This is a genomic window from Streptomyces sp. NPDC060027, from assembly GCF_042737005.1.
Taxonomy (GTDB): Bacteria; Actinomycetota; Actinomycetes; order Streptomycetales; family Streptomycetaceae; genus Streptomyces.
Window position 1 is genome coordinate 108,595 of the sequence record NZ_JBHWVI010000003.1, and the last position, 26,558, is coordinate 135,152.

The 26,558-nt window shown below is 70.5% G+C and carries 23 protein-coding genes and 2 tRNA genes; 4 read left to right on the forward strand and 21 right to left on the reverse strand.

What is annotated here, in order from left to right; all coding sequences use genetic code 11:
* Positions 1–365: 365 nt before the first annotated feature.
* The 3 genes from ACFWBT_RS01705 to leuS all read right to left on the reverse strand — a co-directional run bounded on the left by ACFWBT_RS01705 (position 366) and on the right by leuS (position 5,085).
* Positions 366–1,211 carry a DegV family protein gene (locus tag ACFWBT_RS01705; protein ID WP_385694525.1) on the reverse strand — a complete coding sequence of 282 codons (846 nt, stop codon included), beginning with the start codon at positions 1,209–1,211 and terminating at the stop codon, positions 366–368.
* A 72-nt stretch (positions 1,212–1,283) separates the two neighbouring features.
* Complete coding sequence (locus ACFWBT_RS01710; RefSeq protein ID WP_385694527.1) at positions 1,284–2,018, reverse strand: hypothetical protein; 735 nt, start codon at positions 2,016–2,018, stop codon at positions 1,284–1,286.
* A 178-nt stretch (positions 2,019–2,196) separates the two neighbouring features.
* The gene (leuS, locus tag ACFWBT_RS01715; RefSeq protein ID WP_385694530.1) at positions 2,197–5,085 is read right to left on the reverse strand and encodes a leucine--tRNA ligase; all 2,889 of its coding nucleotides are present in this window, start codon (positions 5,083–5,085) and stop codon (positions 2,197–2,199) included.
* Positions 5,086–5,509: 424 nt separating this feature from the next.
* Between leuS and ACFWBT_RS01720 the strand changes: the two genes are divergently transcribed.
* Both ACFWBT_RS01720 and ACFWBT_RS01725 read left to right on the forward strand, forming a co-directional pair.
* Positions 5,510–6,784, forward strand: a complete 1,275-nt coding sequence (locus ACFWBT_RS01720; protein ID WP_385694532.1) for a cytochrome b/b6 domain-containing protein — start codon at positions 5,510–5,512, stop codon at positions 6,782–6,784.
* A complete protein-coding gene (locus tag ACFWBT_RS01725) occupies positions 6,785–8,404 on the forward strand; it encodes an NADH-quinone oxidoreductase subunit NuoF family protein (RefSeq protein WP_266758651.1) in 1,620 nt (539 codons plus the stop codon). It begins immediately after the preceding gene.
* A gap of 130 nt (positions 8,405–8,534) precedes the next feature.
* On the opposite strand, the gene ACFWBT_RS01730 is transcribed toward ACFWBT_RS01725, so the two are convergent.
* The 10 genes from ACFWBT_RS01730 to ACFWBT_RS01775 form a co-directional block, all read right to left on the reverse strand.
* A tRNA-Ala gene (locus ACFWBT_RS01730) sits at positions 8,535–8,607 on the reverse strand.
* 433 nt (positions 8,608–9,040) lie between these two features.
* Positions 9,041–9,274: a hypothetical protein gene (locus ACFWBT_RS01735; RefSeq protein ID WP_010986886.1), complete on the reverse strand. Its 234-nt coding sequence runs from the start codon at positions 9,272–9,274 to the stop codon at positions 9,041–9,043.
* A gap of 3 nt (positions 9,275–9,277) precedes the next feature.
* Positions 9,278–9,451, reverse strand: coding sequence for a hypothetical protein (locus tag ACFWBT_RS01740; protein ID WP_261702676.1), 174 nt, complete (start codon positions 9,449–9,451; stop codon positions 9,278–9,280).
* Between the two features lie 546 nt (positions 9,452–9,997).
* Positions 9,998–10,070, reverse strand: a tRNA-Ala gene (locus tag ACFWBT_RS01745).
* A gap of 116 nt (positions 10,071–10,186) precedes the next feature.
* On the reverse strand, positions 10,187–10,873 hold the full coding sequence (locus ACFWBT_RS01750) for a histidine phosphatase family protein (protein ID WP_266758654.1): 687 nt from the start codon (positions 10,871–10,873) through the stop codon (positions 10,187–10,189).
* A complete protein-coding gene (gene rsfS / locus ACFWBT_RS01755; RefSeq protein ID WP_356462162.1) occupies positions 10,870–11,313 on the reverse strand; it encodes a ribosome silencing factor in 444 nt (147 codons plus the stop codon). The genes ACFWBT_RS01750 and rsfS overlap by 4 nt, the downstream gene beginning before the upstream one ends.
* A gap of 112 nt (positions 11,314–11,425) precedes the next feature.
* Positions 11,426–13,201: an LCP family protein gene (locus tag ACFWBT_RS01760; RefSeq protein WP_385694535.1), complete on the reverse strand. Its 1,776-nt coding sequence runs from the start codon at positions 13,199–13,201 to the stop codon at positions 11,426–11,428.
* Positions 13,202–13,220: 19 nt separating this feature from the next.
* The gene (gene nadD, locus ACFWBT_RS01765) at positions 13,221–13,949 is read right to left on the reverse strand and encodes a nicotinate-nucleotide adenylyltransferase (protein WP_385694536.1); all 729 of its coding nucleotides are present in this window, start codon (positions 13,947–13,949) and stop codon (positions 13,221–13,223) included.
* Positions 13,950–14,018: 69 nt separating this feature from the next.
* Entirely contained in the window at positions 14,019–14,180 is a 162-nt protein-coding gene (locus tag ACFWBT_RS01770) for a hypothetical protein (protein WP_266758661.1), read from the reverse strand.
* Between the two features lie 196 nt (positions 14,181–14,376).
* Complete coding sequence (locus ACFWBT_RS01775; protein ID WP_351538721.1) at positions 14,377–14,568, reverse strand: hypothetical protein; 192 nt, start codon at positions 14,566–14,568, stop codon at positions 14,377–14,379.
* Between the two features lie 70 nt (positions 14,569–14,638).
* Here ACFWBT_RS01775 and ACFWBT_RS01780 point away from each other — a divergent pair, with 70 nt between their 5' ends.
* Entirely contained in the window at positions 14,639–15,760 is a 1,122-nt protein-coding gene (locus ACFWBT_RS01780; RefSeq protein ID WP_385694538.1) for a M48 family metallopeptidase, read from the forward strand.
* A gap of 77 nt (positions 15,761–15,837) precedes the next feature.
* Here ACFWBT_RS01780 and ACFWBT_RS01785 read toward each other — a convergent pair whose 3' ends face one another.
* The 5 genes from ACFWBT_RS01785 to proB all read right to left on the reverse strand — a co-directional run bounded on the left by ACFWBT_RS01785 (position 15,838) and on the right by proB (position 21,396).
* A complete protein-coding gene (locus tag ACFWBT_RS01785) occupies positions 15,838–16,905 on the reverse strand; it encodes a hypothetical protein (protein ID WP_385694541.1) in 1,068 nt (355 codons plus the stop codon).
* Positions 16,906–17,029: 124 nt separating this feature from the next.
* Entirely contained in the window at positions 17,030–17,671 is a 642-nt protein-coding gene (locus ACFWBT_RS01790) for a hypothetical protein (RefSeq protein WP_385694543.1), read from the reverse strand.
* Positions 17,672–18,171: 500 nt separating this feature from the next.
* The gene (locus ACFWBT_RS01795) at positions 18,172–19,458 is read right to left on the reverse strand and encodes a glutamate-5-semialdehyde dehydrogenase (protein ID WP_385694545.1); all 1,287 of its coding nucleotides are present in this window, start codon (positions 19,456–19,458) and stop codon (positions 18,172–18,174) included.
* 61 nt (positions 19,459–19,519) lie between these two features.
* Entirely contained in the window at positions 19,520–19,978 is a 459-nt protein-coding gene (locus ACFWBT_RS01800) for a hypothetical protein (RefSeq protein ID WP_266765684.1), read from the reverse strand.
* 278 nt (positions 19,979–20,256) lie between these two features.
* A complete protein-coding gene (proB, locus tag ACFWBT_RS01805; protein WP_385694547.1) occupies positions 20,257–21,396 on the reverse strand; it encodes a glutamate 5-kinase in 1,140 nt (379 codons plus the stop codon).
* 362 nt (positions 21,397–21,758) lie between these two features.
* Between proB and ACFWBT_RS01810 the strand changes: the two genes are divergently transcribed.
* Positions 21,759–23,861, forward strand: a complete 2,103-nt coding sequence (locus tag ACFWBT_RS01810) for a hypothetical protein (RefSeq protein ID WP_385694550.1) — start codon at positions 21,759–21,761, stop codon at positions 23,859–23,861.
* Between the two features lie 248 nt (positions 23,862–24,109).
* Here ACFWBT_RS01810 and obgE read toward each other — a convergent pair whose 3' ends face one another.
* The 3 genes from obgE to rplU all read right to left on the reverse strand — a co-directional run bounded on the left by obgE (position 24,110) and on the right by rplU (position 26,328).
* Positions 24,110–25,546, reverse strand: a complete 1,437-nt coding sequence (gene obgE, locus ACFWBT_RS01815) for a GTPase ObgE (protein ID WP_385694553.1) — start codon at positions 25,544–25,546, stop codon at positions 24,110–24,112.
* A gap of 190 nt (positions 25,547–25,736) precedes the next feature.
* Complete coding sequence (rpmA, locus tag ACFWBT_RS01820) at positions 25,737–25,991, reverse strand: 50S ribosomal protein L27 (protein WP_037618784.1); 255 nt, start codon at positions 25,989–25,991, stop codon at positions 25,737–25,739.
* A 16-nt stretch (positions 25,992–26,007) separates the two neighbouring features.
* Complete coding sequence (gene rplU, locus ACFWBT_RS01825; RefSeq protein ID WP_164320786.1) at positions 26,008–26,328, reverse strand: 50S ribosomal protein L21; 321 nt, start codon at positions 26,326–26,328, stop codon at positions 26,008–26,010.
* Positions 26,329–26,558: the final 230 nt, after the last annotated feature.

Here is a 26,558-nt window from a genome sequence, read left to right on the forward strand (position 1 = left end):
ATCGTGGTCCGCTCCAGGCGGCGCGTTCCCCGACTCCCGCCGCCCTTGCACGTGTTCGGTGAAGAGCGCCTCGGCCCGCAGGCGGAGGGCCGCGGCCGACACCTCGCGGCGACGGGCCCGGCCCCGCGGGTGGCGACGGCGATGGCGGCTGCGGCTTTCCGAGGCGGGGCCGCGGCCCGGGCCGCTGGTCGGTGTGGCAGTGCGTGTGCTTGATCGAAGTGCCATGCGCCGAGGATCCGGCATCCCGGCACCATCGCGATGATCTTGCTCAATTCCGGTGGACAGCAGCCCAGTTGTGGATAACTCCGCCGCCCGAACGGGCGACGCACACAAGCCGCGGAAGGAGCTACCTCAGCGGGGCGATCTCAGCGAGGCGACACGACCGCCCCGAGCAACCCGGGCCCGGTGTGGGCTCCGATCACCGCCCCCACCTCGCTCACGTGCAGTTCGGCCAGCCCCGGCACCCGCGCCCGCAAACGGTCCGCGAGGGCCGCCGCACGATCGGGAGCTGCCAGATGGTGAACGGCGATGTCGACCTGTGCGCTGCCCGCTCGGTCGGCGACGATCTCCTCCAGGCGGGCGATCGCCTTGGAGGCCGTGCGGACCTTTTCGAGAAGTTCGATGCGGCCGTCGTTCAGCTGGAGCAGCGGCTTCACCGCGAGCGCCGAACCCAGCAGAGCCTGCGCGGCCCCGATCCTGCCGCCACGGCGGAGGTAGTCGAGGGTGTCGACGTAGAAGTAGGCGGACGTGCCCGCGGCCCGCTTCTCGGCGGCCGCGACCGCGTCGTCGATGGTTCCTCCCGCCTCCGCGGACTCGGCCGCGGCCAGCGCACAGAACCCGAGGGCCATCGCGACCATCCCGGTGTCCACCACGCGCACCGGTACCGGGGCCTCGCGCCCCGCGAGCACCGCCGCGTCGTAGGTGCCCGAGAACTCGGAGGACAGATGCAGGGAGACGATGCCGGTGGCGCCGGACTCGGCGACCTCGCGGTAGGCCGCGGCGAACATCTCGGGGCTGGGCCGGGACGTGGTGACGGGGCGCCGCTTCTGCAGCGCCTGGGCCAGGGAGCGGGCCGAGATCTCGGTCCCCTCTTCGAGCGCCTGGTCACCGAGGACCACGGTCAGGGGGACCGCTGTGATGCCGTGGCGCTCCATCGTCCGCGGCGGCAGGTAGGCCGTTGAATCGGTGACGATCGCGACATGGCGGGACATGAGCTGGAGGTTACCTGGCGTGGCGGGCGGGCGGCAGCCCGGCCCCTTCCACCTGCGGTCGGGACGGCCGGATCATGTCGTGCTCTCGGGGCGGGGCTTCTTCTGCCAAGGGTAGGTGGGCCGTTGGCCCGGCGGCGTGATGGCGGAACGCCCCGGCTGCTCGGCCGTAGTGGGATTCGGCGTCTGCGGCGGCCAGGTCTGTCCACCGGAGGTGCTCGCGTCCGCCGCGGGGGCCTCGGGCCAGGACGCGGCGGGTCCGGGTTCCTTGGTCCAGTGACGCAGCGCGCCGGCCTCCACGTCGATCTGGGCGCTCAGCGTGTCCAGGTCGTCGCCGGCGAAGCGGTGGGCCCGGTCGCGCGCGGCCCAGCGAAGCGAGTCGGCCGACTGCGTGATCCGCTGGGTGCGCTCGCGCAGGCCGGGCAGCCGTGTGGCGAGCGTTCCTCGGTCGGGCTCGGTCTCCAGGCGCTTCAGTTCGGCGTCGAGCTCGTGCCCGTGCGCGCTGAGCCGCTCGAAGAGGCTCAGCGACTCCTTGAGGGACTCGTCCTCGGCCACGCTCGCGTGGAGCGCGTCCTGGGTGGCCCGCATCGAGGTGCGCAGCGTCAGCCGGAGCTGGGCGAGCTCGCCCTGCGGCCCGGGCTGGGCGAAGGTCTTCGCGCGCAGGGTGGTGTCCTCGACCGTGCGGCGGGCCTGCGAGATCGTGCGGTCCACGCCGCGCTTGGCGGCGCCGATCACCTTCACCGTCGCATAGGCGCCGAGCACCACGAACAGCAGGAAGAGCAGGGCGATCACTGTGATCACGGTACCCATCACACTCCTCCTCGGACCGGTCGCGGCAGCTGTCGCCGCGCTCTCAACGGTAAACGCTGCGGGCAGGTTCGGAGTTCCAGAAGAACCCCGAACCTGCCCGTAGGGGACTACCCCGAGCCGGCCGCGCCCGGACCTGCGGGTATCGGCCGGAGGCCTGATGCCCGTCTCGCCGTGGCGGCTACGCCGTGACGATGTTCACCAGCTTCGGCGCGCGCACGATCACCTTGCGGATTCCCGCGCCGCCCAGCGCCGCGACGACCTTCTCGTCGGCCAGCGCCACCTTCTCCAGCTCCTCGTCGGAGATCGACGGGGAGACCTCCAGGCGCGCCTTGACCTTGCCCTTGATCTGCACGACGCAGGTCACGGCCTCGTCCACGACGTACGCGGGGTCGGCGACGGGGAAGTCCTGGTGGACGACCGATTCCGTGCGGCCCAGCTTGCGCCACAGTTCCTCGGCGATGTGCGGGGCCAGCGGCGCGACCATCAGCACCAGGGCCTCGGCGACCGGGCGCGCGACCGGGCCGCCCGCCTTGGTCAGGTGGTTGTTCAGCTCGGTGACCTTGGCGATGGCGGTGTTGAACCGCATGCCCTCCAGGTCCTGACGTACGCCGTCGATGGCCTTGTGCAGGGCACGCAGCGTGTCCTCGTCCGGCTCGGTGCCGACGACCGTGACCTCGCCGGTCGCCTCGTCGACGACATTGCGCCACAGCCGCTGCAGCAGCCGGTACTGGCCCACCACGGCGCGCGTGTCCCACGGACGGGACACGTCCAGGGGACCCATCGCCATCTCGTACAGGCGCAGGGTGTCCGCGCCGTACTCGGCGCAGATCTCGTCCGGGGTGACCGCGTTCTTCAGGGACTTGCCCATCTTGCCCAGCAGCCGGGAGACCTTCTCGTCCTGGTAGTAGTACGCGCCGTCGCGCTCCTCCACCTCGGCCGCCGGTACGGCGATGCCGCGGCTGTCGCGGTACACGTAGGCCTGGATCATGCCCTGGTTGAACAGCTTGTGGAACGGCTCGGCCGACGAGATGTGGCCCAGGTCGAACAGGACCTTCGACCAGAAGCGGGCGTACAGCAGGTGCAGCACGGCGTGCTCGGCGCCGCCGACGTACAGGTCGACGCCACCGGTCGGCTGGCCCTCGCGGGGGCCCATCCAGTACTGCTCGATGGCCGGGTCGACCAGCTTCTGGTCGTTGTGCGGGTCCAGGTAGCGCAGCTCGTACCAGCAGGAACCGGCCCAGTTGGGCATGGTGTTGGTCTCGCGGCGGTACTTCTGCGGACCACGGCCGTCGCCCAGGTCCAGGGTGACGGCGACCCAGTCCTCGTTGCGCGACAGCGGGGTCTCCGGGGACGTGTTCGCGTCGTCCGGGTCGAAGGTGCGCGGCGAGTAGTCCTCGACCTCCGGCAGCTCCAGGGGCAGCATCGACTCGGGCAGCGGGTGGGCCACGCCGTCCTCGTCGTAGACGATCGGGAAGGGCTCGCCCCAGTAGCGCTGGCGGCTGAACAGCCAGTCGCGCAGCCGGAAGTTGACGGTGCCAGCGCCGATGCCCCGGCGCTCCAGCCACTCCGTGATGCGCGCCTTGGCGTCGACGACGCCCAGGCCGTCCAGGGAGATCTCGTCGCCGGTGGAGTTGACGATCTTCGCGTCGTACGAGGCGAAGGCGTCGTCCCAGGTGGAGGCGTCGGTGCCGCGGTCGTCCGAGGGCTCGACCACACAGCGCATGGGCAGTTCGAAGGCGCGCGCGAACGCGAAGTCGCGGGTGTCGTGGGCCGGGACGGCCATGATCGCGCCGGTGCCGTAGCCCATCAGTACGTAGTCGGCGATGAAGACCGGGACCTTCTCGCCGTTGACCGGGTTGGTCGCGAACGAGCCGGTGAAGACGCCGGTCTTGTCCTTGGCCTCGGCCTGCCGCTCGACGTCGGACTTCGAGGCGGCCTGCGCGCGGTAGGCGGCGACGGCCTCGGTGGGCGTCGCGTGACCGCCGGTCCACACCTCGTGGGTGCCCTCGGGCCAGGCGGCCGGGGTGAACTTCTCGACCAGCGGGTGTTCCGGCGCCAGCACCATGTAGGTGGCGCCGAACAGGGTGTCCTGCCGGGTGGTGAAGACCGTGATCGCGTCGCCGTCGATGGGGAAGTCGACGCGCGCGCCCTCGGAGCGGCCGATCCAGTTGCGCTGCTGCAGCTTGATGGCCTCGGGCCAGTCCAGGGCGTCCAGGTCGTCCAGCAGGCGGTCCGCGTAGGCGGTGATGCGCATGTTCCACTGGCGCAGCTTGGCCTTGAAGACGGGGAAGTTGCCGCGCTCGGAACGGCCGTCGGCGGTGACCTCCTCGTTGGCCAGCACGGTGCCCAGGCCGGGACACCAGTTGACCGGCGCGTCGGAGGCGTACGCCAGGCGGTAGCCGCTCAGGACGTCGGCGCGCTCGGTGGCGCTCAGCTCGTTCCACGCGCGCGTGGTGCCGCCGACGGCGGGAACCGCACGCTCACCGCTCTCGAACTGGGCGACCAGCGCGGAGACGGGACGGGCCTTGCCGGCCTCGTCGTCGTACCAGGAGTTGAAGATCTGCAGGAAGATCCACTGGGTCCACTTGTAGTACTCCGGGTCGATCGTGGCGAACGACCGGCGCTTGTCGTGACCCAGGCCCAGCGCGCGCAGCTGGACCTTCATGTTCTCCATGTTGGCCTCGGTGGAAACGCGCGGGTGCGTGCCGGTCTGCACGGCGTACTGCTCGGCGGGCAGGCCGAAGGCGTCGAAGCCCAGGGTGTGCAGGACGTTGTGGCCGGTCATCCGCTGGAACCGGGCGAATACATCGGTGGCGATGTAGCCCAGGGGGTGACCCACGTGCAGACCCGCACCCGAGGGATACGGGAACATGTCCATGATGAACTTCTTGGGCTTGGCGGCCAGCTCGGGGTCCCCGGCCAGGTCGCCGCTGGGGTTCGGAGCCTCGTACGTGCCCTCGGCGTCCCAGAAGTCCTGCCAGCGTGCCTCGATGTCAGCGGCCAGAGCGGCCGTGTAGCGGTGCGGCGCGGCCACGTCGGCGGTGGCAGCGGTGTTCGTCTCGCTCATGATCCTCAAAGCTCCATCGATCGTCTCTGCCAGCGGCTGTGCCACTCAAGAAATGAAAAAGCCCCTCGCACAGGAGGGGACGCCGCGCCGATGCCGACCACGATGCGTCAGTGGTCGGGACTGATCAGCGCGGCTCGCTAAGCAGAAGGCGTACGGCACGCATGGCGTCAGGGTACCCCAGGGCCCGCGGGCGCCGCGACGAGCTTTCGGGGTCGTCCGGCACCCCGTGCCACCCTCCGTGACCACTGAAAGAGTTGAACGAAGTTCAAATTTTACTTCGCGTAACGGACTCTTAGGGACAACACAAAGACCTCATTGCCCTTTGGTAACAACGCAATAACTCAAACCTCGAACTCGTCGGTATTTCTCGACCTAGAGTGCGGCTTCGGGACCGCTTCCCCGAACCGTTGGGAGTACCCCCTCCATGAACCCTCGTCGTAACAACAGCTCGCTTCCCCGGGCGGGCCGTTCGGCCTACGGGGCGGCCAGCGCTGCCGTCCTGCTCCTCATACCCGTGGTGGTGCTGGTCGGCGGCAATACCGTCCGTGACTTCCTGAACTTCGGCGCCGGCGTGCTGTCGCTGGTCGCTCTGTCGTGCTCCGTGATCTGGGGGCTGGTCGCGACCGACCGGGTCTTCCTGAACACCCGCCAGCGACTGGTGGCGCAGGCGGTGCACCGGACGACCGCCGTGTCCTCGGTCGCCTTCCTGCTGCTGCACATCACGGTCAAGATCGCGCTCGACCACACGACCCTGCTCGCCGCCCTGGTCCCCTTCGGCCTCGGCGTCACCGGCACGGCCGGGCTCATCGGCTTCGGCTCACTGGCCGGACTGCTCATGATCTTCACGGCCATCACCGGCGCGCTGCGCAGCGCCTTCGCCTCGCCGGCACCGATCGCGGCCCGCTGGCGCGCGGTGCACATGCTGGCCTACCCGGCCTGGTGCTCCGCGCTGATCCACGGCCTCTACGCGGGTCGCGCCGCGAAGCCGATCTTCACGATCCTCTACAGCCTGTGCCTGCTCGCGGTCATGGCGGCCCTCGCCCTGCGATCTGCGCCCGCCCCGTTCAAGCGCAAGGTCGCGGCACGGGTCCTGGCGATCATCGGCGACAACAACAGCCCCGGTGCCCGCGGCTTCCGCGAGGACCTGGAGGCGTCCCGCGCCGCCGTGGGCGAGTCGCGCTCCGCCCAGTCCGCTGGCGACAACTTCGTGCCGCCCCAGCGCACGCCGTCCCCCTCCCCGCAGTACGGCGGCGCGCCCGACCCCGCGGCCACGAGCGCCGGTACGAACGGCTTCGCCGCGGCCTACCGGGCCATGTCCGGCGACGGCTCCGCGCCCGCCTCGACGCAGCAGTTCCAGATGCCCATGAACATGCAGCCCACCGAGACGTTTCCCCGCGTCGACAACGGCAGCACGTCCGGCAGCTGGCCCGTCCCCACGCCGCCCCCCGTCGGCGAGGCGCCGCAATCGGCGTACGACCCGCTGAACGACACCGGATATACCGTCCCGGTCTACAACAATCCGCCCGCCAACGCCTACGGCACGAGTGATGTGTACAACACCGGTGAGACGAACCCGTCCTACCGCACGTACAACACCAACGACACGTACGACAGCGGTCCCACGACTGACGTACTGCCGGGCGCCTTCGACGCTCCTGGCTCCGGTGAATCATGGAACGCCCCTTCCGGAGGCTTTTAAGTGAACGAGGCCCTGCCCGACGTCCCGGAAGTCCGCGTGGTCGGACTTCCGCAGCTCACGTCGGGCTTTGACCTGGTTGAACGTCTTGATCTCCCCATGCACCTCAAGGTGCATGGGCCGCTCGAACCGATGGGCGGAGAACAGCTCGCGGGCCTTGCCGAAGCCATCTCCCTGAAGGGCCGCGGCGGCGCGGGCTTCCCCTTCGCCAAGAAACTGCGCTCAGTCGCCGAATCGGCCATCAAGAAGGGCATCCGCCCGGTGGTGGTCGTCAACGGAAGCGAGGACGAACCGGCCTGCCGCAAGGACACGGTGCTCATCAACCGTGCCCCGCACCTCATCCTCGACGGCGCCCTGCTGGCCGCGGAGGCCATGGGCGCGCGCACCCTGGTGATCGGCGTGACCCGCGAGTCCACGCAGCGCTCCATGGAGGCCGCGCTGGCCGAGCGCGGGCTGAGCAACCGGCGCGGATCGCCGCTCCGCGCGCGCGTGCAGCGCAATCCGGTGCGGATGGTCACCGGCGCGGCCGCTTCGCTGATCCGTTCGATCGACGGCGGTCCGGCCATCCCGCCGGGCCGCAAGGTCAGCGCGTCCCAGACCGGTGTCGGAGGCGCGCCCACCCTGCTGTCGAACGCCGAGACGTTCGCGCAACTGGCCATCGCCGCCCGCATCGGCCCGGACCGCTACCGCAACACAGGCCTGTACGACGAGCCCGGCACCGTCATGCTCACCGTCTCGGGCGCCGTCGGGCGCCCCATGGTGATCGAGGTCCCCACCGGTGTACCGCTGCGGTACGTCCTCCAGCTGGCCGGCGCCCCGCCGATGCCGCAGGGCGTGCTGACCGGCGGCTACCACGGCAAGTGGCTGGACGCGGCGACGGTCAACGAGGCGATCGTCTCGCGCGACTCCCTGGCGGCGGTGGGCGGTGCGCTCGGCGCCGGCGCCATCCTCCCGATCACCCAGCAGACATGCCCTCTGGGCGAGTCGCTGCGGGTGGCGCAGTGGCTGGCCGAGGAGAGCGCGGGCCAGTGCGGTCCCTGCTACCTGGGTCTGCCCGCCGCGGCACGCGGCCTGGAGGACATCCTCAACGGCGGCGGCCCGGCGGCTCTCGAAGCCGTGAAGCAGGTCGCCAAGTCCGTGAAGCGGCGCGGCGCGTGCTCCCACCCGGACGGCTCGGCGATGTTCATCGAGTCGACCCTCAAGGCCTTCACCGACGACCTGGCCGCGCATGTCCTCGGAAACGGCTGCGGACGGCCCGTGGAGGGCGTTCTGCCGCTCTTCGAGGGCGGCCAACTGCCCACGGGCATCCCGGGCGGCCAGAGCGAGCAGGAGACGGGTCCCAGCCGCCAGAAGATCTACGTCGACTGGACGCTGTGCCGCGGGCACGGCCTGTGCGCCGACATCCTCCCCGAGGTCTTCGAACTGGGCGCCGACGGCTTCCCCACCGTCGCGCAGGCCGCGGTGCCCCGGTACGCCGAGGCGAAAGCCCTGCGTGCAGTGCGCCGCTGCCCGGCGCTCGCCCTGCGCCTCGAGGAGGACACCCGGTCCTCCGCGCCGGCGCGGAACAACCTGCCGGTCCTCTCCCAGGGGCGCGGTCGCCGCGCGCTCGGCAGCGGCCGCTGACCACGAAGCAGCGGGCCACCGGAACCGGTGGCCCGCCTTCGACACGTTCCGCGAGGATCGAGGCTCGCCGGACAACGAGGAAAACGAAGAAGCGGACCACCCTGATCGGGTGGCCCGCTTTCAACGTCTGTGGAGCTAAGGAGAATTGAACTCCTGACCTCCTGCATGCCATGCAGGCGCTCTACCAACTGAGCTATAGCCCCTTGTGGCCACGCGGCCAGGCCGCGTATTCACCGTGTCGCCCGGTTTCCCCGGCGGCGACGCCAACATTACACGGTCCCCCTGGTGCACCACCAAATCGTTTCCCGTGTGTACCGATTTGGTGGTCCATGTCTGTTTCAGGGCGACTTCCCGAAGGCCGAGCCGGATCTCCGGAGGCACGACCGGGTCGGCCGGGAGGGGGCAGGGAGGGCCGACACCCCCGGACCGCCACATGGCCCCTGCGGGCCTTACCGGCCCCACGATGACCCGTCGGGCCGCGAGCGGCGTGAACGCCGCTCCTGGGCGGCCGTGCGGCGCGCGATGACGGCTTCGCCCGGCGGTCGGTACGCGCCAGGACGAGGACCTCGCGGACGGGCAGGCGGGAACTGCGCCTGAACGGCACCCGGTTGCGGGGCACCCCGGCCGTCCCCGGGGTCAGGCCGTGGCGAACGAGTAGAACCGCTTCAGGGTGCAGTGCTCGTCGAGGAGCCGTCCGTAGATCGGCTCGCCCTCCAGCTCGCGGTACGTCTCGATCGGGTCGCCTTTTATGATCAGCGCCCGCGCGCACTCCTCACACCAGTACTGGTAGTCGTGGTTGACCGGCTCCATGTCGCGGACGATCGGCGTACCACTGCCGCACCAATCGCATTTCCGCCTGTGCGCACCCATCAATCAGCTCCAGCTGTGGCCGCAGGCCGTGCACACGTAGGAGATTCCACCGTTGTCGCCAAGGACCTGGGCAACGTGGACCGATCCGCAGGAAGGGCAGTCGAGGAGGGTGGCTTTTTTCCGGTTCAGTGCCACTTCGAGGAGATCGTCGACCTCCTCGAGGATGCTGGCAGGCATCGCTTCTCCCTCCCGTCGGGCCGCGCCCCCTTCCGGCCGTTTGATTCTGCCACGGCCGGAGCAATACGGTCAGCGACGCCTGCGTACCAGTCCGGACACAGCACCCAGCACAGCCCGTCACGGCCGGCGCGTACGTGCACGCCAGGAGCGCGTCCGCAGAGATATACGCCCCGGGGGCCCCAAGTGACTCAAGCCGGTTCAAGAAGAGTGTGCCGGAGACCGCGAAGCCCGGGAGCCGACCGGGCCGGGTGACGGCCACGAGGAGCCCGTCGGTGTCCACGGCGTACGCCGTCAACCGCGCCTGCCGCGACGCCCTCTTCACACCCGAAGCCCTCAACTCGGGCGTGGACAACGCGCCCTGTGGACGCTGTTCACGGTGTCCGGGCCGGACGGCCCGCCCGTCTCCCCCCGAGGGCGAACTCCCGGTGGTGGCGGCAGCCCTGGCGACGGTGGGCACCGCTTCGGCGGCAACGAAAAATCCCGCTCCCTGACGGGAACGGGATTCTTCATCACTGATCTTCGACAACTCCACGGAGAGTCGATCTGTGGAGCTAAGGAGAATTGAACTCCTGACCTCCTGCATGCCATGCAGGCGCTCTACCAACTGAGCTATAGCCCCTTGCGTTCTTCCCGCCCTGCGGGCCGAACAAGAAGAACTTTAGCCTGCGACCAGCCGGAAAGTGAAATCCGGTCCCGCCGGGCCCACGGGACCGGACGGAGGCCGTCCGGCACCGCTCAGTCGTCGTCGCCGAGCACCGGCTCCGGCAGCGTGCCGGCGTTGTGCTCCAGGAGCCGCCAGCCGCGGGCGCCTTCGCCGAGGACGGACCAGCAGCAGTTCGAAAGGCCGCCGAGGCTCTCCCAGTGCTGGGACTCCAGGCCGAGCAGGCGGCCGATGGTGGTGCGGATCGTGCCGCCGTGGCTGACGACGACGAGGGTGCCGTCGTCGGGGAGCTTGTCCGCGTGCCGCAGCACCACGGGGGCGGCGCGGTCGGCGACCTCGGTCTCCAGCTCGCCTCCACCGCGGCGTACCGGCTCGCCGCGCTTCCACGCGGCGTACTCGTCGCCGTGGCGGGCGATGATCTCCTCGTGCGTCAACCCCTGCCAGACGCCCGCGTAGGTCTCGCGCAGGCCCTCGTCGTGGGTGACGTCGAGGCCGGTGAGCTCGGCCAGCTCGGCGGCGGTGGCGGCGGCGCGCTTGAGGTCCGAGGCGACGATGGCGTCGGGCCTGAGCGAGGCGAGCAGCCGGGCGGCGCGACGGGCCTGCCCGATGCCCGTCTCGGTCAGCTCGACATCCGTGGAGCCCTGGAAGCGGCGGTCCACGTTCCAGGAGGTCTGGCCGTGCCGCCACAGGATGACGCGGCGGCCCCGGCCCGGCTTCCCGCCGTCCTTCACGCCCGCCCTGTTCCCGGCCTCGGCGCTCACCGCAGCTCCCCCAGTTCGGCGGAGTCCTCCTCGGCCTGGAGCTTGGCGTGCTCGGCGCCCTTGCCGCGGGTCGCCTTGGCCTCTTCGGGCAGGTCCAGCTCCGGGCAGTCCTTCCACAGGCGCTCGAGGGCGTAGAAGACGCGCTCCTCGCTGTGCTGGACGTGCACCACGATGTCGATGTAGTCGAGGAGCACCCAGCGCGCCTCGCGGTCGCCCTCGCGGCGTACCGGCTTGACGCCGAGCTCCTTGCTCAGGCGCTCCTCGATCTCGTCGACGATCGACTTGACCTGGCGGTCGTTGGGCGCGGACGCCAGCAGGAAGGCGTCGGTGATGGAGAGCACGTCGCTGACGTCGTAGGCGATGATGTCGTGCGCGAGCTTGTCTGCGGCCGCCTGTGCGGCGGTGTTGATGAGCTCGATGGAGCGGTCCGTGGCGGTCACTACGCGGCTTTCCGTCGGCGGTCAGTAATGACTCAAGGGTCTCACGGACCGCCGAGGACACCCCACGCGTTTCGACGATCACGCCCCGGGCGGCCCCGGGGCGTGATGCCGGTCACCCCTTGGGGGTGCTGCTGACCTCGTAGTCCTGGCCGAGGACGACGGACACATCCGCGTTGGTGGTGACCGTGCCCTTCTTCACCGCACCGGTGGGCAGACCCAGGGTCTTGGCGACCTCGACGGCGTCGTCCTTCTTGGCCGCGTCGCTGTAGGTGATCTGCGACACGCTCTGGGCGGCGCCGGCGGTGCCGGAGTCCAGGTAGGTGTAGCCGCCGTTGACCAGGACGACACGGGCCTGGCTCATGGCCGCCTTGTCGCCGGTGGCGTTCTTGATGCCCACGCGGACCGCGGCGCCGGCCTCGGGGCTCTTCGCCGTACCGCCCAGGACGTCCTTGATCACACTGTCGGAGGCGCTCTCGCTCAGGGTGCCGTCCTGCTGCACGGGCAGCAGCGCGGTCTTGTAGTCGCCGCCCTTGGCGAGATCGGCGAGCTGGGCGAGGAAGGCGCCGAGGTCCTGGTCGGTCAGGGACGGGTCGAGGATCTGCGCCAGGGTCTGCACGGTGGTGGTCGCGGCCTGCTTGTCCGAGGACAGCTTGCGCATCACCCCCTGCATGACCTGTCCGAACCGCTCCAGCTGCGCGTTCTGGGCCTCGCCGGAGGCCCGGTAGGTGGCGTAGGCGACTGCCATCTTGCCGCTGAGGCTCTGGTCCTCGCCCTTCTTGACGAGCGGGGCCTCGCCCTTCTTCTTGGAGTCGGGGTCCGGCACGTCGGCGTTGGTGGTGATGTCGATGTTGCCGACGAGCTCGACGAGGTTGTTCAGGTACGGGGTGTCGAGCCGCCAGGTGCCCTGGATGTCGGTCCCGAGCACGGTGTCGATCGCGTCCCGCGTCCCGGCCGAGCCGTCGTCGTCGACGGACTTGGCGAGCGTGGTCGTCGAGCCGTTGTCGTCCGTCAGGGCGAGGGAGTTGGGCAGCAGAACGGTGGTGCCCTGCTTGGTGGTGGTGTTGTCGACGAGCAGGGCCGTGGAGGTGCCGCTGCCCTTGGTGTTGTGCAGGTGGACGACGATCACGTCGCGCTTCTGGGCGGCAACGGCCGTCGTGGTCCCCGGCTTGCCGTCGGCCGAGGCGGTGCCGGGAAGCCTGCCCGCGTACCAGAGGTAGCCGGCGCCACCGACCGCGACCAGGGCGATGACCACGACCAGGGAGACGACCCGGCTGCGGGCCCGGCGCTTGGCCTCCTCGCGGCGCTCGGTGCGGTTCTCGGTGAACTTCAGCCAGTCGATGACGTCTTCGGACTCGGCTTCCTGCTCCTCGACGAAGGCGAACTGCTCGGTGCCGTAGTCCCGGTCGGCCCGGGGAGCGGCGTCCTCAGCCGGCCCGGCCTGCTGCGGGATGTAGGCGGTCTGCTCGGCGACCCGGGGCTGCTGACCGGTGCTCGCGGCGCCCGCCGTGCCGGGGTTCTGCTGCCCATAGGGGTCGTACGACGTCGAGGTGGTCCCGCCGGCTCCGGGCGCGCCGGTGCCGAAGGCGTCGAAGCGGTCGTACGAAGGGGCGGAGGGCTGCTGACCGGTGTCATAGGACGACACCGTTTCGTGCTGACCGGTGTCATACGGCGACACAGGCTGCTGGCGGCCCGTGTCGTAGGGCTGGACGGGTTCCTGGCGGCCCGTCGCATAGGGGTCGTAGCCGTAGCCCTGTTGCTGGGCGTCGTAGCCGTCGTACCCCTGCGCAGGCTGCTGCGGCACCTGTCGGTACACAGGCTGCCCGAATTCGTCGTAGCCGACGAGTTCGTACTGGTCGCCGCCCGCGTATCCGTCGTATCGGTCGTTCACCGGTGCCCCTCTCGGCTCACTAGCCGCGGTACAGCTCACGCTTGTCGATGTAGCGCACCACACCGTCCGGAACCAGGTACCAGACGGGGTCGCCCTTGGCGACTCTCACACGGCAGTCTGTGGACGAGATGGCGAGCGCGGGAACCTCGACCAGCGAGACACCGCCCTCCGGGAGTCCCGGGTCGGTCAGGGTGTGACCGGGCCGGGTGACCCCGATGAAGTGCGCGAGGGAGAACAGTTCTTCGGTGTAGCGCCAGGTGAGGATCTGGCCGAGCGCGTCGGCGCCGGTGATGAAGAACAGGTCCGCGTCCGGATTGAGCGCGCGCAGGTCGCGCAGCGTGTCCGTCGTGTAGGTCGGGCCACCGCGGTCGATGTCGATCCGGCTGACCGAGAACTGCGGGTTCTCGGCGGTCGCGATGACCGTCATCAGGTAGCGGTCCTCGGCCGGGGTGACCTTGCGGTCGGTCTTCTGCCACGGCTGCCCGGTCGGCACGAACACCACCTCGTCGAGGTGGAACTGCGCGGCGACCTCGCTGGCCGCGACCAGGTGTCCGTGGTGGATCGGGTCGAAGGTGCCGCCCATGACGCCGAGGCGGCGCTTGCCCGGATTCGAGGGGCCGTTGCCGGGGCCGACCGTCAGGCGCTTCGCCGTGCCGCCGGTCGTGCCGCTCGCACGGCCCGCGGCGGCGCCGACGGCGCCGCTCTCCGTGTCACTCGCCGGACCGGTAGGCATGTCCTGCTCTCCCATGCGTGCAGACCCTACCGGCCCGGCCGACGGGCTCCGGCCGACAGGGGCCCCGAGCGGGCCCGGTGGGGCTCAGCGGTCGCGGTTGAAGCGCGTGGTGATCCACAGCAGCAGGAGCAGGATGAACAGGGCCCCGCCGCCGGTCAGGTACGGGCTGAGGCTTTCGTGGTTGCCGCCGTTCTCGCCCTCGGCGGCAACGGTGACCAACTGTGCAGCGGTGCTCTGGAAGCTCATCTCGGCAGGACCTATCCGATGGGGGTCCCCCCGCTCGAGCGAAGTCGAGAGTGGGGGAGGGCGGGATAAAGACGTCGGCCCATCGTATGCGGGCGTCTCGGCCGCGAACACGCCGACTCCGCCGTTGGGGAAGCCGGTTGCCGCGACCTCCTCGCCGGACCGTCCGCCGCGGCCCGCCCGGTCGATCCGGTCGTCCTCAGTTGTCGCGCTTGTAGCCGCGCAGCAGGAACCAGGCACCCAGGACCGCACCGATGATCATGACAATCAGCACGACCCGGAGCAGATTGCCCGGGCCCTGCTTGTCCGCCGCGTTCGCGGCCTCCGTGAGCCAGGCGGCTGCGGGGATGTGCTCCATGGCGTACGACTCCTTCTCTGTACTGCCGGTCAACGGTATCTCCGCCTAGGCTGGGCCCTGCCTTGGGGGCACATAGGGCACACAGACGCACATGGGGGAACACATGTCCGACGACGGCCACGAGCAGAACGGGCACGAGAAGGCGCCGAGCAGGCAGCGCAGGCGCTTCGAGGGAATCTCCTCACGGGCCTACGAACACCCGGCGGACCGCTCGGCCCTGGTGGCCCTGCGCAAGCTCAGCGGCTTCGACACGGTCTTCAAGGCACTGAGCGGTCTGCTGCCCGAGCGCAGCCTGCGGCTGCTCTTCCTGTCCGACTCGGTGCGCGTCTCGGACGCCCAGTTCGCGCACCTCAACGACATGCTGCGGGACGCCTGTTACATCCTGGACCTGGAGAAGGTCCCGCCGATGTACGTGAACCAGGACCCGCAGCCGAACGCGATGTGCATCGGTCTGGACGATCCGATCATCGTGGTGACGACCGGGCTCGTCGAGCTGCTCGACGAGGAGGAGATGCGGGCGGTCATCGGCCACGAGGTCGGCCACGCGCTGTCCGGTCACGCCGTCTACCGCACGATCCTGCTGTTCCTCACCAGCCTCGCGGTCCGGGTCGCCTGGATCCCGCTGGGGAACCTCGCGATCATGGCGATCGTGACCGCACTGCGCGAGTGGTTCCGCAAGTCGGAACTGTCCGCGGACCGCGCCGGGCTCCTGGTCGGCCAGGACCTGCGGGCCTCGATGCGCGGCCTGATGAAGATCGCGGGCGGCAACCATCTGCACGAGATGAACGTGGACGCGTTCCTCGCGCAGGCCGAGGAGTACGAGTCGGCGGGCGACCTGCGGGACTCCGTGCTCAAGATCCTCAACGTGCTGCCGCGCACGCACCCCTTCACCGCGGTCCGCGCGGCCGAGCTGAAGAAGTGGTCGGAGTCCCGCGACTACCAGCGGATCATGGACGGCCACTACCCGCGGCGCGACGCGGACAAGGACACCTCGGTGTCGGACTCCTTCCGGCAGTCGGCGGCCAGCTACGCCAGCGACGTGAAGAGCTCCAAGGACCCGCTGATGAAGCTGGTCAGCGACATCGCGGGCGGTGCGGGCGACCTCGGGGGCCGGGTACGGCGCGGCTTCGGGGGCTTCGGGACCGGCGCGCCCAAGGACGCGGGTGCCGAGGAGGCACCGCGTGAGGGTGGTTCCGACGACGAGGACACCGACGGCCGCGCCTGATCACCCCGCCGGGTGCCGCCGCCCTGACCTCGCGGCGCCGCCCGGCACTCCGGCAGTCCGCTAGTCCGGCACTCCGGCTACACCTTCGGCTGCGCGCTCCTGGCCAGCGAACCGCACAGGGCCGTCGCGCTGCCGGTGGCGTACGGGTCGGTGCCGGCCGGGCCGCCCGCCTTGGCCGTCTGGCCCGCGAGCAGCGGCCGGAACCGGCTCACCGAGTCCTCGGAGCAGGCGAGCGGGCCGGCCTGGGCGTAGGACACCGCCAGCTCGGCCTGGTGCATGCGCAGGTCGTCACGGTCGAAGCGGAAGTGCAGCTCGCGCCGGATCGTGAACAGTGACGCCTTGGCCTCGGCGTTCGCACCGGCCGGCTTCAGCGCGTAGACGAAGGTGTGGTCGGCGATGACCTCCAGAGTGTTCGCGTCGAACTCGGCGGCCTGGAGGGTGCCCTGCACCCGGATCCTCTTGTCGGCGAGCTGCGCCCGAGTCGCGTCGAAGCGGACCAGCCAGCCGGTCGGCGCGTGCCGTCCGTCGGCGATGGGGTGCTCGAAGCTCTGGTCGAACTGGTCGAGTTGCTGCGGGTCGAGCAGGACGCGTACGGGCCGGGTGGCGCCTCCGGTCAGGACGCTCGGGTCGAGGGACGACTCGACGAGGTAGTCCTTGGCGGTGGTCAGAGCGGTCACGACCTGGCTGTCGGAGAAGTGCGCGGTACGCCGGGAGGCGGGCATCGTGACGCCGTCGGCGCCTATCCGGAACTGGGCGGCCGGGCTGTCGGCGTACAGCTCGTCGGTGCTCGTGGCGCCGGGCACGGCGGTCTGCGGGGCGAGGGGGATCACCGTCATCCGCAGCGGTTCGGCCGGCTGGGTGGCGGGGGTCTGGTACGGGTGGCGTACGCCCATGTAGATCGCGGTGCCGAAGGCGACGGCGATCAGCAGGACGAGGATCAGCGCCTGCCGGGACAGTCCGCGCTGGAGGGGTGGGCGGCGGCGTACGGCCGGGCTGTGGTCGGCCATGCGTTCCTGGGCGGAGAACTCCTGGAGGCGGGCAGCACGGACGAACGACTCGTCGAAGACGACGGATCGGTACTCGTCCTCTCCACCAGTGGGAGCGCCCTCGGGTGTCCCCTCAGGTGGGTCTCCAGGCCCGCCCATACATTCAGAGTAGGTCGCCGGGAGCTCCGGTAAACGCTGTGGTATGCGACAAGTTCTGACAGGTTCTCACCAGGACGGTCACGCTGTTCGAGGGATCGTCCACGCCGCGACGGTCGGACCGGTCTCAGGGCGTTCGCGGCTCCGCCGACACGGCCGGCTGGGAATAGTCGGCCGAGGCCGAGGGCCCGGTGCCGGTGACCTTCTCCCGGCCCTGTTCGAGGCCGGAGGAGGCGGGCGAGGGGACCTGCTCCTGGCGGCCCGAGGAGGCGCCCCGGTAGACCGCCGTGAAGGCGAGGGCGACCATGCCGACGCCCATGACGAGGGCGAGGATCCAGGCGACGGGGCGGTGCCAGCGGGTCTGCTTGCCGTAGGGCCGGCCGTACATTCCCGGTACGCCGTAACGACCTTCCAGGACCTCGGTGTCGTCCGGATCGTCCAGTTCGTGGTCGTGGTCGAAATCGCCGTGGTCGTCGGGGCCGAAGCCGTCCTCGTAGCGCTCGTCGTCACCACGGGCGCCGCGGGTGCGTGCCCGGCGCGCCTCGGCCTCGGAGGCGTCCGCGCGGGCCTGGGCCGCCGCGAGCAGTCGCTCCACGGCGGTCGGTTCGTGAATCACCGCCGCCCGTACGAAGTCCTCGTCGAAGACCACGGAGGCGAACTCTTCGTCCGCACCCCCGCGGTCGCGGTCGTCGTCGGGCTCCCAGCCGTCAGGGAACGGCGTGCCCCCCACGTCCTCCGGCACGGATCCAGAGTAGACCTGGGGGGTCAATTTGGGCAGACGGTATGGAAATTCATCCACCTGACGAGACGCGCCTCGCGCGGATCGCGGGCCGTGAAGCGACCGCCGCACGCCCCGGCGCCCGGCACGATGCCACCCGTGCGCCCCGCGCACGCCCTCCGTACGCCCGCCGCGCGATTGGCGACCAGCGACGAGCGACCGGCGTCCGGCGACCCGCGTTCGGCGGAAAGCGACCCCTTCCGCGAAAAGCCGCCTCTTCCGCCCACGCAAGCCCCGCGGGCCCCTGTCCGGCTCGACGGGGTCCGAGAACATCCGCCGGCTCCCTCCGCGCACGACTCAAGGGCCCCCGTACGGCCCCACAGGCCCGTCTCCGGCCTTCCGGGGGCCCAGCGGCCTCCGGGAGAGCCACGGCTCGCCCTGCGCCGCGGCTCCGCGCGTACGAGGCCGCCGTACGCCCGGATTGCGGCCCTCAGCCTGCGGGCCGCAATCCGCAGCCCGCAGCCCGCGTACTCCTGGCCCCTGCCGGTGCCTCAGCGCCGGATGTGGCCGTCGCCCGTGACGATGTACTTCGTGCTCGTCAGCTCCGGCAGTCCCATCGGGCCCCGGGCGTGCAGCTTCTGGGTGGAGATGCCGATCTCGGCGCCGAAGCCGAACTGACCGCCGTCGGTGAAGCGGGTCGAGGCGTTGACCGCGACCGTCGTGGAGTCGACGAGCTGGGTGAAGCGGCGGGCGGCCTGCTGCGAGGTGGTCACGATGGCCTCGGTGTGGCCGGAACTCCACAGCCGGATGTGCGACACGGCCTTGTCGAGCGAGTCGACGACGGCCGCCGCGATGTCGTAGGAGAGGTACTCGGTGTCCCAGTCCTCCGCCGTGGCCTCCACGACGGTGGCCTTGGAGTCCTTGGCGTACGCCAGGACGCGCTCGTCGGCGTGCACGGTGACCCCGGCGTCCGCGAGGGCGTCCAGGGCACGCGGCAGGAAGTCGGCGGCGATGTCCTGGTGGACCAGGAGGGTCTCGGCGGAGTTGCAGACGCTGGGCCGCTGGGCCTTGGAGTTGATCAGGATGTCGATCGCCATGTCGAGGTCGGCGTTCGCGTCGACGTACACATGGCAGTTGCCGGTGCCGGTCTCGATGACCGGGACGGTGGACTCCTGGACGACCGTGCGGATCAGGGAGGCGCCGCCGCGCGGGATGAGGACGTCGACCAGGCCGCGGGCGCGCATCAGCTCGCGGACCGATTCCCGGCCCTCGCCGGGTACGAGCTGGACGGCGTCAGCGGGCAGTCCGGCGCCGCCCACGGCGTCGCGCAGGACCCGGACGAGGGCCGTGTTCGACTCGTAGGCGGAGGACGAGCCGCGCAGCAGGACCGCGTTTCCGGACTTCAGGCACAGGGCGGCCGCGTCGACGGTCACGTTCGGGCGGGCCTCGTAGATGATGCCGACGACGCCGAGCGGGACGCGGACCTGGCGCAGGTCGATGCCGTTCGGGAGGGTCGAGCCGCGGACGACCTCGCCCACCGGGTCGGGCAGCGCCACCACGTCACGGACGTCGGAGGCGATCGCGCGCACGCGCTCGGGGGTGAGCGTGAGCCGGTCGATGACGGTCTCGCTGGACCCGGCCTCGCGGGCCTTCGCGATGTCCTTGGCGTTGGCGGCGACGATCTCGCTCGTACGGACTTCCAGCGCGTCCGCGATCGCGAGCAGCGCGTCGTCCTTCTCGGCCCGCGGCAGGGGTGCCAGGTCGGCGGCGGCGGACTTCGCGCGATAGGCGGCCTGGGCGACCGGGGACATGGAGTCGTACGGCGAGAGCGTGGTCATGAGGGAAGGGTAGTGCGCCCGGCGGGCCCGTCCAGCGGTTGTCCCATACGACGAGACGGGCTCAGAACGGGTGAACTCCCACAGGGGTCGCGGGCAGTGGTCCGTACCCTTCCGCGATCCGCTGGTGGTACGTCTCCCGGTCGATGACCTCCAGGCCGACGATCTCCCAGGGCGGGAGTTTGGCGGTCTGGCGGTGCTCGCCCCACAGGCGCAGTGCGACGGCCGCCGCGTCGTGCAGGTCGCGGGCCTCTTCCCAGTAGCGGATCTCCGCGTGGTCGTTGGCGTACCGGCTGGTCAGCAGGAAGGGGTGGTCGTGGGCGAGCTGTTCGAGAGCGCGCCTGACCTCGGTCAGCGGGGCCTCGCCGCCCGACACGCTCAGCGTCACGTGCCACAGCCGGGGCTGGTCGGCCGGTCGCTCGCCCTCGTAGGTGTCGCCGGCCGCGACACTTGTCAGGGCCCGTTCCTCGCCCGGCGCACGGGAGGCGGGACCACCGCGGGACGCCGCCGCCCCAGGGCGCACTCGTCTCACGGCGGCCTCCTTTACCCAATGGTCGTACCGGATCCCGGACTCTCCCTGCCACAAAGTTGAGCAGGTGAGAAGCCGCCGTGTGGCGGTTTTACGGAACGTCCCCCGGCGGGGGCGGGGGAATCGGCCGTTTACGGGTGTAGTGGACAGCTGTTTCAGGGAGGCCACTGGGGCGCCGGAAGCGGCGTCTGGCGGATGAGGTCCCCGTGGCATCCGGAGAGCGGGACGCGCGTCTCACGGACGCGGTCCGGGAACGCGCCGGAGCGCGAGCTTCACGGGTGCAGCAGGACGAGGTCGTCGCGGTGCACGACCTCGCGCTCGTACGCGGGGCCCAGTTCGCGCGCGAGCTCCCGGGTGGAGCGGCCGATCAGCTGGGGGATCTCCTTGGCGTCGAAGTTGACCAGTCCTCGTGCGACGGCCCGGCCCGTGCTGTCGCGGAGCTCGACCGGATCGCCCGCGGTGAACTCGCCCTCGACGGCCGCGATGCCCGCGGGCAGCAGCGACGTGCGCCGCTGGACGACCGCGCGCACGGCTCCGTCGTCCAGCGTGAGCGCGCCCTGCGGGGTGGAGGCGTGCTGGAGCCACAGCAGCCGGTCGGCGGACCGCTTGCCGGTGGCGTGGAAGTAGGTGCCCGTGTCCCGGGCCGCGAGGGCGTCGGCGGCGTGGACCGCACTGGTCAGCACCACGGGGATGCCGGCCGCGGCGGCGATCCTGGCCGCCTCGACCTTGGTGACCATGCCGCCGGTGCCGACGCCGGCCTTGCCCGTGCTGCCGATCTCGATCCCGGCGAGGTCCGCGGGCTCCCGCACCTGTGCGATCCGCGAGGTGCCGGGCTTGCTGGGGTCGCCGTCGTAGACCCCGTCCACGTCGGAGAGCAGGACGAGCAGATCGGCGCGTACGAGATGGGCGACGAGGGCGGCGAGACGGTCGTTGTCGCCGAAGCGGATCTCGTCCGTGGCCACCGTGTCGTTCTCGTTGACGACCGGCAGGGCGCCCATCGCGAGGAGTTTGTCGAGGGTGCGTGAGGCGTTGCGGTGGTGGGCGCGCCGGCTGGTGTCGTCGGAGGTGAGGAGCACTTGTCCGACGCGGATGCCGTAGCGGGCGAAGGAGGCGGTGTAGCGGGCCATCAGGAGGCCCTGGCCGACACTGGCGGCGGCCTGCTGGCGGGCGAGGTCCTTGGGGCGGCGGCGCAGTCCGAGCGGCGCGAGTCCGGCGGCGATGGCGCCGGACGAGACGAGGACGATCTCCCTCTCGCCTCCGCTGCGGGCCTTGGCGAGGACGTCCACGAGGGCGTCGACCCGGTCCGCGTCGAGGCCGCCCGAGGCGGTGGTGAGCGACGAGGAGCCCACCTTGACGACGATCCTGTGGGCCTCGGAAACGCCCGCTCGCTCCGCTTTCCTTGCCGCTGACACGCGATTCCCCAATGTTCCGACGAGCCCGGTGTGTGCAATCTACGCGAGCGGGGGCGCCGGGCGTCTCCCTGTTTCGACGGGCGGACGACCCGGCGTTCCGACGGGCGCACGGCCCGGCCACGACCGCGGCTCCCGCAGGACGAGGACCGGGGTTCGCGTGTGGCCGAGCCCACTCCAGGAAGCGCCCGCACACGGCCCGCGCACAGAGTCCGCAGGCAATATGTGCGCTATGCAGTGATTGTCCCCACGGAAGATTGTTAGCCGGGTCTTCAGGTCATACGGTGAGTCTTCGGCCTCCGTTGGTGACAACCGGCCGCACCCGATTTCCCATCCGCTGCATCCCCCTCGCAGGAGCCCAGCCCGTGCCTTCCGCAGGCCTCGCCCCCCGCCGCATCGTGCAGCTCTCCGCGCTGTTCGCGATGCTCGCCTTCTTCACGGCCCAGATCGCTTCCGCGCTGCTGCCGAACGTCCAGGTGTTCGTCGCCGCCAGCGCGGCGGGACTCCTTCTGGACCTGTACCTGCAGTACCGCGACCCCGGTCTGGTCTCGGTCCTCGGAAAGGTGCGCTTCGACGTCACCGTCCGCCAGCTGCTGCGCGACATGCTGGTCCTGGTGGGGCTGCTGCGGATCGACGGCATCAACCCGACGCACGAGCAGGCACCCCTGCTGGTCGGGATATGCGCCTTCTACGCACTGCACTTCTCCTGCCACGCGGTCTCGGTCCTGGTGCGCCGCACCCGCGCGCTGCCGATCGTCACCCGGAACATCGACGCGTCCGCGCTGCGTCTGACCGCCGCGCCGCCGCGCATCCTGGCCCGTCGCCAGGGCCACCGGCTGCTGGCCTTCTCCCTCCCCACGACGGCCGGTCTGCTGGTCACCGCCGCCACCACGAACGCTGTCTGGGGCGCCGTGGGCGAGGGCATCGCGCTCGTGCTGGCCCTCGGCGGCACCGTCTACCTCGGCACCTGGCTGCTTCCCAAGAAGCGCGCCAAGAACGAGGCGAAGGTCATGGAGTGGGTCGACCAGTGGCTGGCGGACTACCAGCCGACGGTGGCCATGTACTTCTCGGGCGGCAGCACGTCCGCCTACCAGGCGAACATGTGGCTCTCCACGCTCTCGCAGATCGACGCCAAGCCGCTGATCGTGCTGCGTGAGCGCTTCATGGTGCAGAAGATCGACGCGACCGACGTCCCGATCATCTGCTTCCCGAAGGTCTCCACGATGTTCTCGCTGGAGAACTCGACGCTGAAGATGATGCTGCACCCGGCCAACGCCGCGAAGACCTCGCAGGTGCTGCGCATCCCCACGATCAAGCACGCCTTCATCAACCACGGCGAGAGCGACAAGCTCTCCTCCTGCAACCCGTACGCGAAGGCGTACGACGAGGTGTGGGTCGCCGGTCCCGCCGCCCGTGAGCGGTACGCGCTCGCCGAGGTCGGCGTCGAGGACAAGAACATCGTCGAGGTCGGCCGACCGCAGCTGACGCCGATACGCCTGTACTCCGGCCCGCCGACGGGCACGTACACGACCGTCCTGTACGCCCCCACCTGGGAGGGCTGGGACGGCAACCCGGGCAACACGTCCGTGGTCCTGGCCGGCGAGAACATAGTGCGCCACCTGCTCGCCGACGAAGGGGTGCGCCTGCTCTACAAGCCGCACCCGATGACCGGCTCCGTCGACCCGCGCGCGGGCCGGGCCAACGAGCGCATCATGGCGATGATCCGTGAGGCCAACACCCGGCGTTCCGGCGCCCGTCCCGGTCCGGAGGCCGCGGCCGAACTGACCCGGCGTACGGCCGAGCTGGACACACTGACCTCCACCTCCTTCCGCAACAGCGCGGACGAGATGGAGCGGATGCTGCTGCAGGGCGCGCCGCGGGGTGACCGCGAGGCGGAGATCGCCCTGGCGACGACGGCATGGGAGTCCGCGTTCTGGGCGTCCTTCCCGGAGTGGGAGCACCAGATCATCACGGACGCGCGTCCGGCGATCTTCGCCTGCTTCAACCGGGCCGACCTGCTGATCAGCGACGTCTCCTCGGTCGTCTCGGACTGGCTGTCCAGCGAGAAGCCCTACGCGGTCGCGAACACCTCGGGTCTGCCGGAGGCGGCCTTCCGCGCCGGGTTCCCCACGGTCTCCGCGGGCGCGATCCTCACGCCCGCCGCGGACGGTGTCCCGGCCCTCCTGGACGCGGTCCGCCACCCGGAGCGCGACACGTTCACGGCGGCCCGCGCGGAGCTCAAGGAGCACCTGCTGGGCCCCTCGGACCCGCCGTCCCTGGCCCGCTTCGACGCGGCGATCACGGACCTGTGCACGAAGGCGGACGAGCGCCGGTTGCGCATGAACTCCCGCCTCGCCGCGGAGATCCCCTCGCAGCGCGGGGCGGCCGAGGAGACGGCCCACGAGTCCGACCAGGGCCTGGGCCCGGACTCGGAGGACAGCGGGGCCGAGGACTCGGTCAACGCGTAGCACCTCGGCCGCCTCACCGGCGGCCGGACAGAACCCCAGGGGCCGGATCCACACGATCCGGCCCCTGGGGTTTTCCACACCCAGACGGATCGGACGGCCGCACAACAAGCGCGGGCCGGACCTCCGGAGAGATCGACCGGCCCGCACCACAACCGCGGGCCCGGCTCCGGACGGATCGGACGGCCGCACAACAAGCGCGGGCCCGGCCTCCGGAGAGGGCGGGCCCGCACTGGTGACGCTCCTGGTGCCTAGAACGGCTCGAAGTCGTCGTACTCCTTCTGCGACTCGTCCCGCTCGGCCTGCTGGTCGCGGCGGCGCTGGGCGGCGGGGCGCGGAGCCTCGAAGCGGTGGTCCTCGCCACGGCGGCCCAGCATCTCCGCACCGGCCATGACGGTGGGCTCCCAGTCGAAGACGACCGCGTTGTCCTCGGGGCCGATGGCGACGCCGTCGCCGGAGCGGGCGCCCGCCTTCATCAGCTTCTCCTCGACACCGAGGCGAGCGAGCCGGTCGGCGAGGTAGCCGACGGCCTCGTCGTTGCTGAAGTCGGTCTGGCGCACCCAGCGCTCGGGCTTCTCGCCGCGCACGCGGAAGAGGCCGTCCTCCTCCTGCGCCACGGTGAAGCCGGCGTCGTCGACCGCCTTCGGACGGATGACGATGCGGGTCGCCTCCTCCTTGGGCTTCGCGGCCCGCGCGGCCGCGACCATCTCGGCGAGCGCGAAGGACAGCTCCTTGAGGCCCATGTGGGCGACCGCGGACACCTCGAAGACGCGGTAGCCGCGGCTCTCCAGGTCGGGGCGGACCATCTCCGCGAGGTCCTTGCCGTCCGGCACGTCGATCTTGTTGAGGACGACCATGCGCGGACGGTTGTCCAGGCCGCCGTACTGCTTCAGCTCCTCCTCGATGATGTCGAGGTCGGAGATCGGGTCACGCTCGGATTCGAGGGTGGCCGTGTCCAGGATGTGGACGAGCACGCTGCACCGCTCCACATGGCGCAGGAACTCCAGGCCGAGGCCCTTGCCCTGGCTGGCGCCGGGGATGAGGCCGGGCACGTCCGCGATCGTGTACACGGTCTCGCCCGCCGTCACCACGCCCAGGTTCGGGACGAGGGTCGTGAAGGGGTAGTCCGCGATCTTCGGCTTGGCCGCGGACAGGACCGAGATGAGCGAGGACTTGCCGGCGCTCGGGTAGCCGACGAGGGCCACGTCGGCGACGGTCTTCAGCTCCAGGACGATGTCCTGCATGCCTCCGGGCACGCCGAGCAGCGCGAAGCCGGGCGCCTTGCGGCGGGCCGAGGACAGCGCCGCGTTGCCGAGGCCTCCGCGGCCGCCCTCGGCGGCGACGTACGTGGTGCCCTCTCCGACGAGGTCGGCGAGGACGTTGCCCGCCTTGTCGAGCACGACCGTGCCGTCGGGCACGGGCAGGACGAGGTCCTGGCCGTCCTTGCCGGAGCGGTTGCCGCCCTCGCCGGGCTTGCCGCTGGTGGCCTTGCGGTGCGGTGAGTGGTGATAGTCGAGCAGCGTGGTGACGGACTGGTCGACGACCAGGATCACGTCACCGCCACGGCCACCGTTGCCGCCGTCCGGGCCGCCGAGCGGCTTGAACTTCTCCCGGTGTACGGAGGCACAGCCGTGACCTCCGCTACCCGCGGCGACATGCAGCTCGACGCGGTCCACGAAGGTGGTCATGTGGGGTGCCTCCAGCACTTCGGTTACTTCTGTACGTACGGAATGTCTCTTACGTAACACGCGAAAGGCGGACCTGCTTCCCGTGGGGGAAGTGAGGTCCGCCTCGCGAAGAACTCTGTTCTACGGAGCCTGGGCCCCGAGGCACTGGATCCGGTCCGCGTGGAACCGGGTCAGCCTCGACGGGACTGGATCAGGCGACCGGAACGATGTTCACGACCTTGCGGCCACGGTGCGTGCCGAACTCGACCGCACCGGCGGCCAGCGCGAACAGCGTGTCGTCCTTGCCACGGCCGACACTGACGCCGGGGTGGAAGTGGGTGCCACGCTGGCGGACCAGGATCTCACCGGCGTTGACGGTCTGACCGCCGAAGCGCTTCACACCGAGCCGCTGAGCGTTGGAGTCGCGACCGTTCCGAGTGGACGATGCGCCCTTCTTGTGTGCCATGTCTCAGTCCCTACCCTTACTTCGCAGCCGCGGGGATCTCAGTGACCTTGATCGCCGTGTACTGCTGGCGGTGGCCCTGACGACGGCGGTAGCCGGTCTTGTTCTTGTAGCGAAGGATGTCGATCTTGACGCCCTTGTGGTGGTCCACGATCTCGGCCTGGACCTTGATGCCCGCGAGGACCCAGGGGTCGCTCGTCACGGCTTCGCCGTCGACAACGAGCAGGGTCGAGAGCTCGACCGTGTCGCCAACCTTGGCGGTGGGAATCTTGTCAACCTCAACGATGTCGCCGACAGCAACCTTGTGCTGGCGACCACCGCTGCGCACGATGGCGTACACGCGGATCTCTCTTTCGCTCGGAACGGGACCCCGCAGTCCAGCCGCCGACTCGCGCGAGCGGCCTCTCCCGGAGCGCGGAGCACGAAGCTCGCGACACCAGGAGGAAAAGGTTTACGGGGGTGCGGCGCGTCAGGGGACACGCCGACGGTCAAGGTTACGGGGCCACGGCCGAAAGGGTCAAACCAGGCCGGGCCCCGCGGGTGTGCCACCGGTCACGCGACGTCCCGGGC

What these genes read in the sequence shown, in the direction of transcription:
- ACFWBT_RS01785 (WP_385694541.1), bottom strand. Translation starts at nt 16,905, where the DNA reads ATGGGCGGGCCTGGAGACCCACCTGAGGGGACACCCGAGGGCGCTCCC.
- leuS (WP_385694530.1), bottom strand. Translation starts at nt 5,085, where the DNA reads ATGAGCGAGACGAACACCGCTGCCACCGCCGACGTGGCCGCGCCGCAC.
- ACFWBT_RS01710 (WP_385694527.1), bottom strand. Translation starts at nt 2,018, where the DNA reads ATGGGTACCGTGATCACAGTGATCGCCCTGCTCTTCCTGCTGTTCGTG.
- ACFWBT_RS01735 (WP_010986886.1), bottom strand. Translation starts at nt 9,274, where the DNA reads ATGGGTGCGCACAGGCGGAAATGCGATTGGTGCGGCAGTGGTACGCCG.
- obgE (WP_385694553.1), bottom strand. Translation starts at nt 25,546, where the DNA reads ATGACCACCTTCGTGGACCGCGTCGAGCTGCATGTCGCCGCGGGTAGC.
- ACFWBT_RS01740 (WP_261702676.1), bottom strand. Translation starts at nt 9,451, where the DNA reads ATGCCTGCCAGCATCCTCGAGGAGGTCGACGATCTCCTCGAAGTGGCA.
- ACFWBT_RS01770 (WP_266758661.1), bottom strand. Translation starts at nt 14,180, where the DNA reads ATGAGCTTCCAGAGCACCGCTGCACAGTTGGTCACCGTTGCCGCCGAG.
- ACFWBT_RS01705 (WP_385694525.1), bottom strand. Translation starts at nt 1,211, where the DNA reads ATGTCCCGCCATGTCGCGATCGTCACCGATTCAACGGCCTACCTGCCG.
- ACFWBT_RS01795 (WP_385694545.1), bottom strand. Translation starts at nt 19,458, where the DNA reads ATGACCACGCTCTCGCCGTACGACTCCATGTCCCCGGTCGCCCAGGCC.
- ACFWBT_RS01720 (WP_385694532.1), top strand. Translation starts at nt 5,510, where the DNA reads ATGAACCCTCGTCGTAACAACAGCTCGCTTCCCCGGGCGGGCCGTTCG.
- nadD (WP_385694536.1), bottom strand. Translation starts at nt 13,949, where the DNA reads ATGGGAGAGCAGGACATGCCTACCGGTCCGGCGAGTGACACGGAGAGC.
- rpmA (WP_037618784.1), bottom strand. Translation starts at nt 25,991, where the DNA reads ATGGCACACAAGAAGGGCGCATCGTCCACTCGGAACGGTCGCGACTCC.
- ACFWBT_RS01780 (WP_385694538.1), top strand. Translation starts at nt 14,639, where the DNA reads ATGTCCGACGACGGCCACGAGCAGAACGGGCACGAGAAGGCGCCGAGC.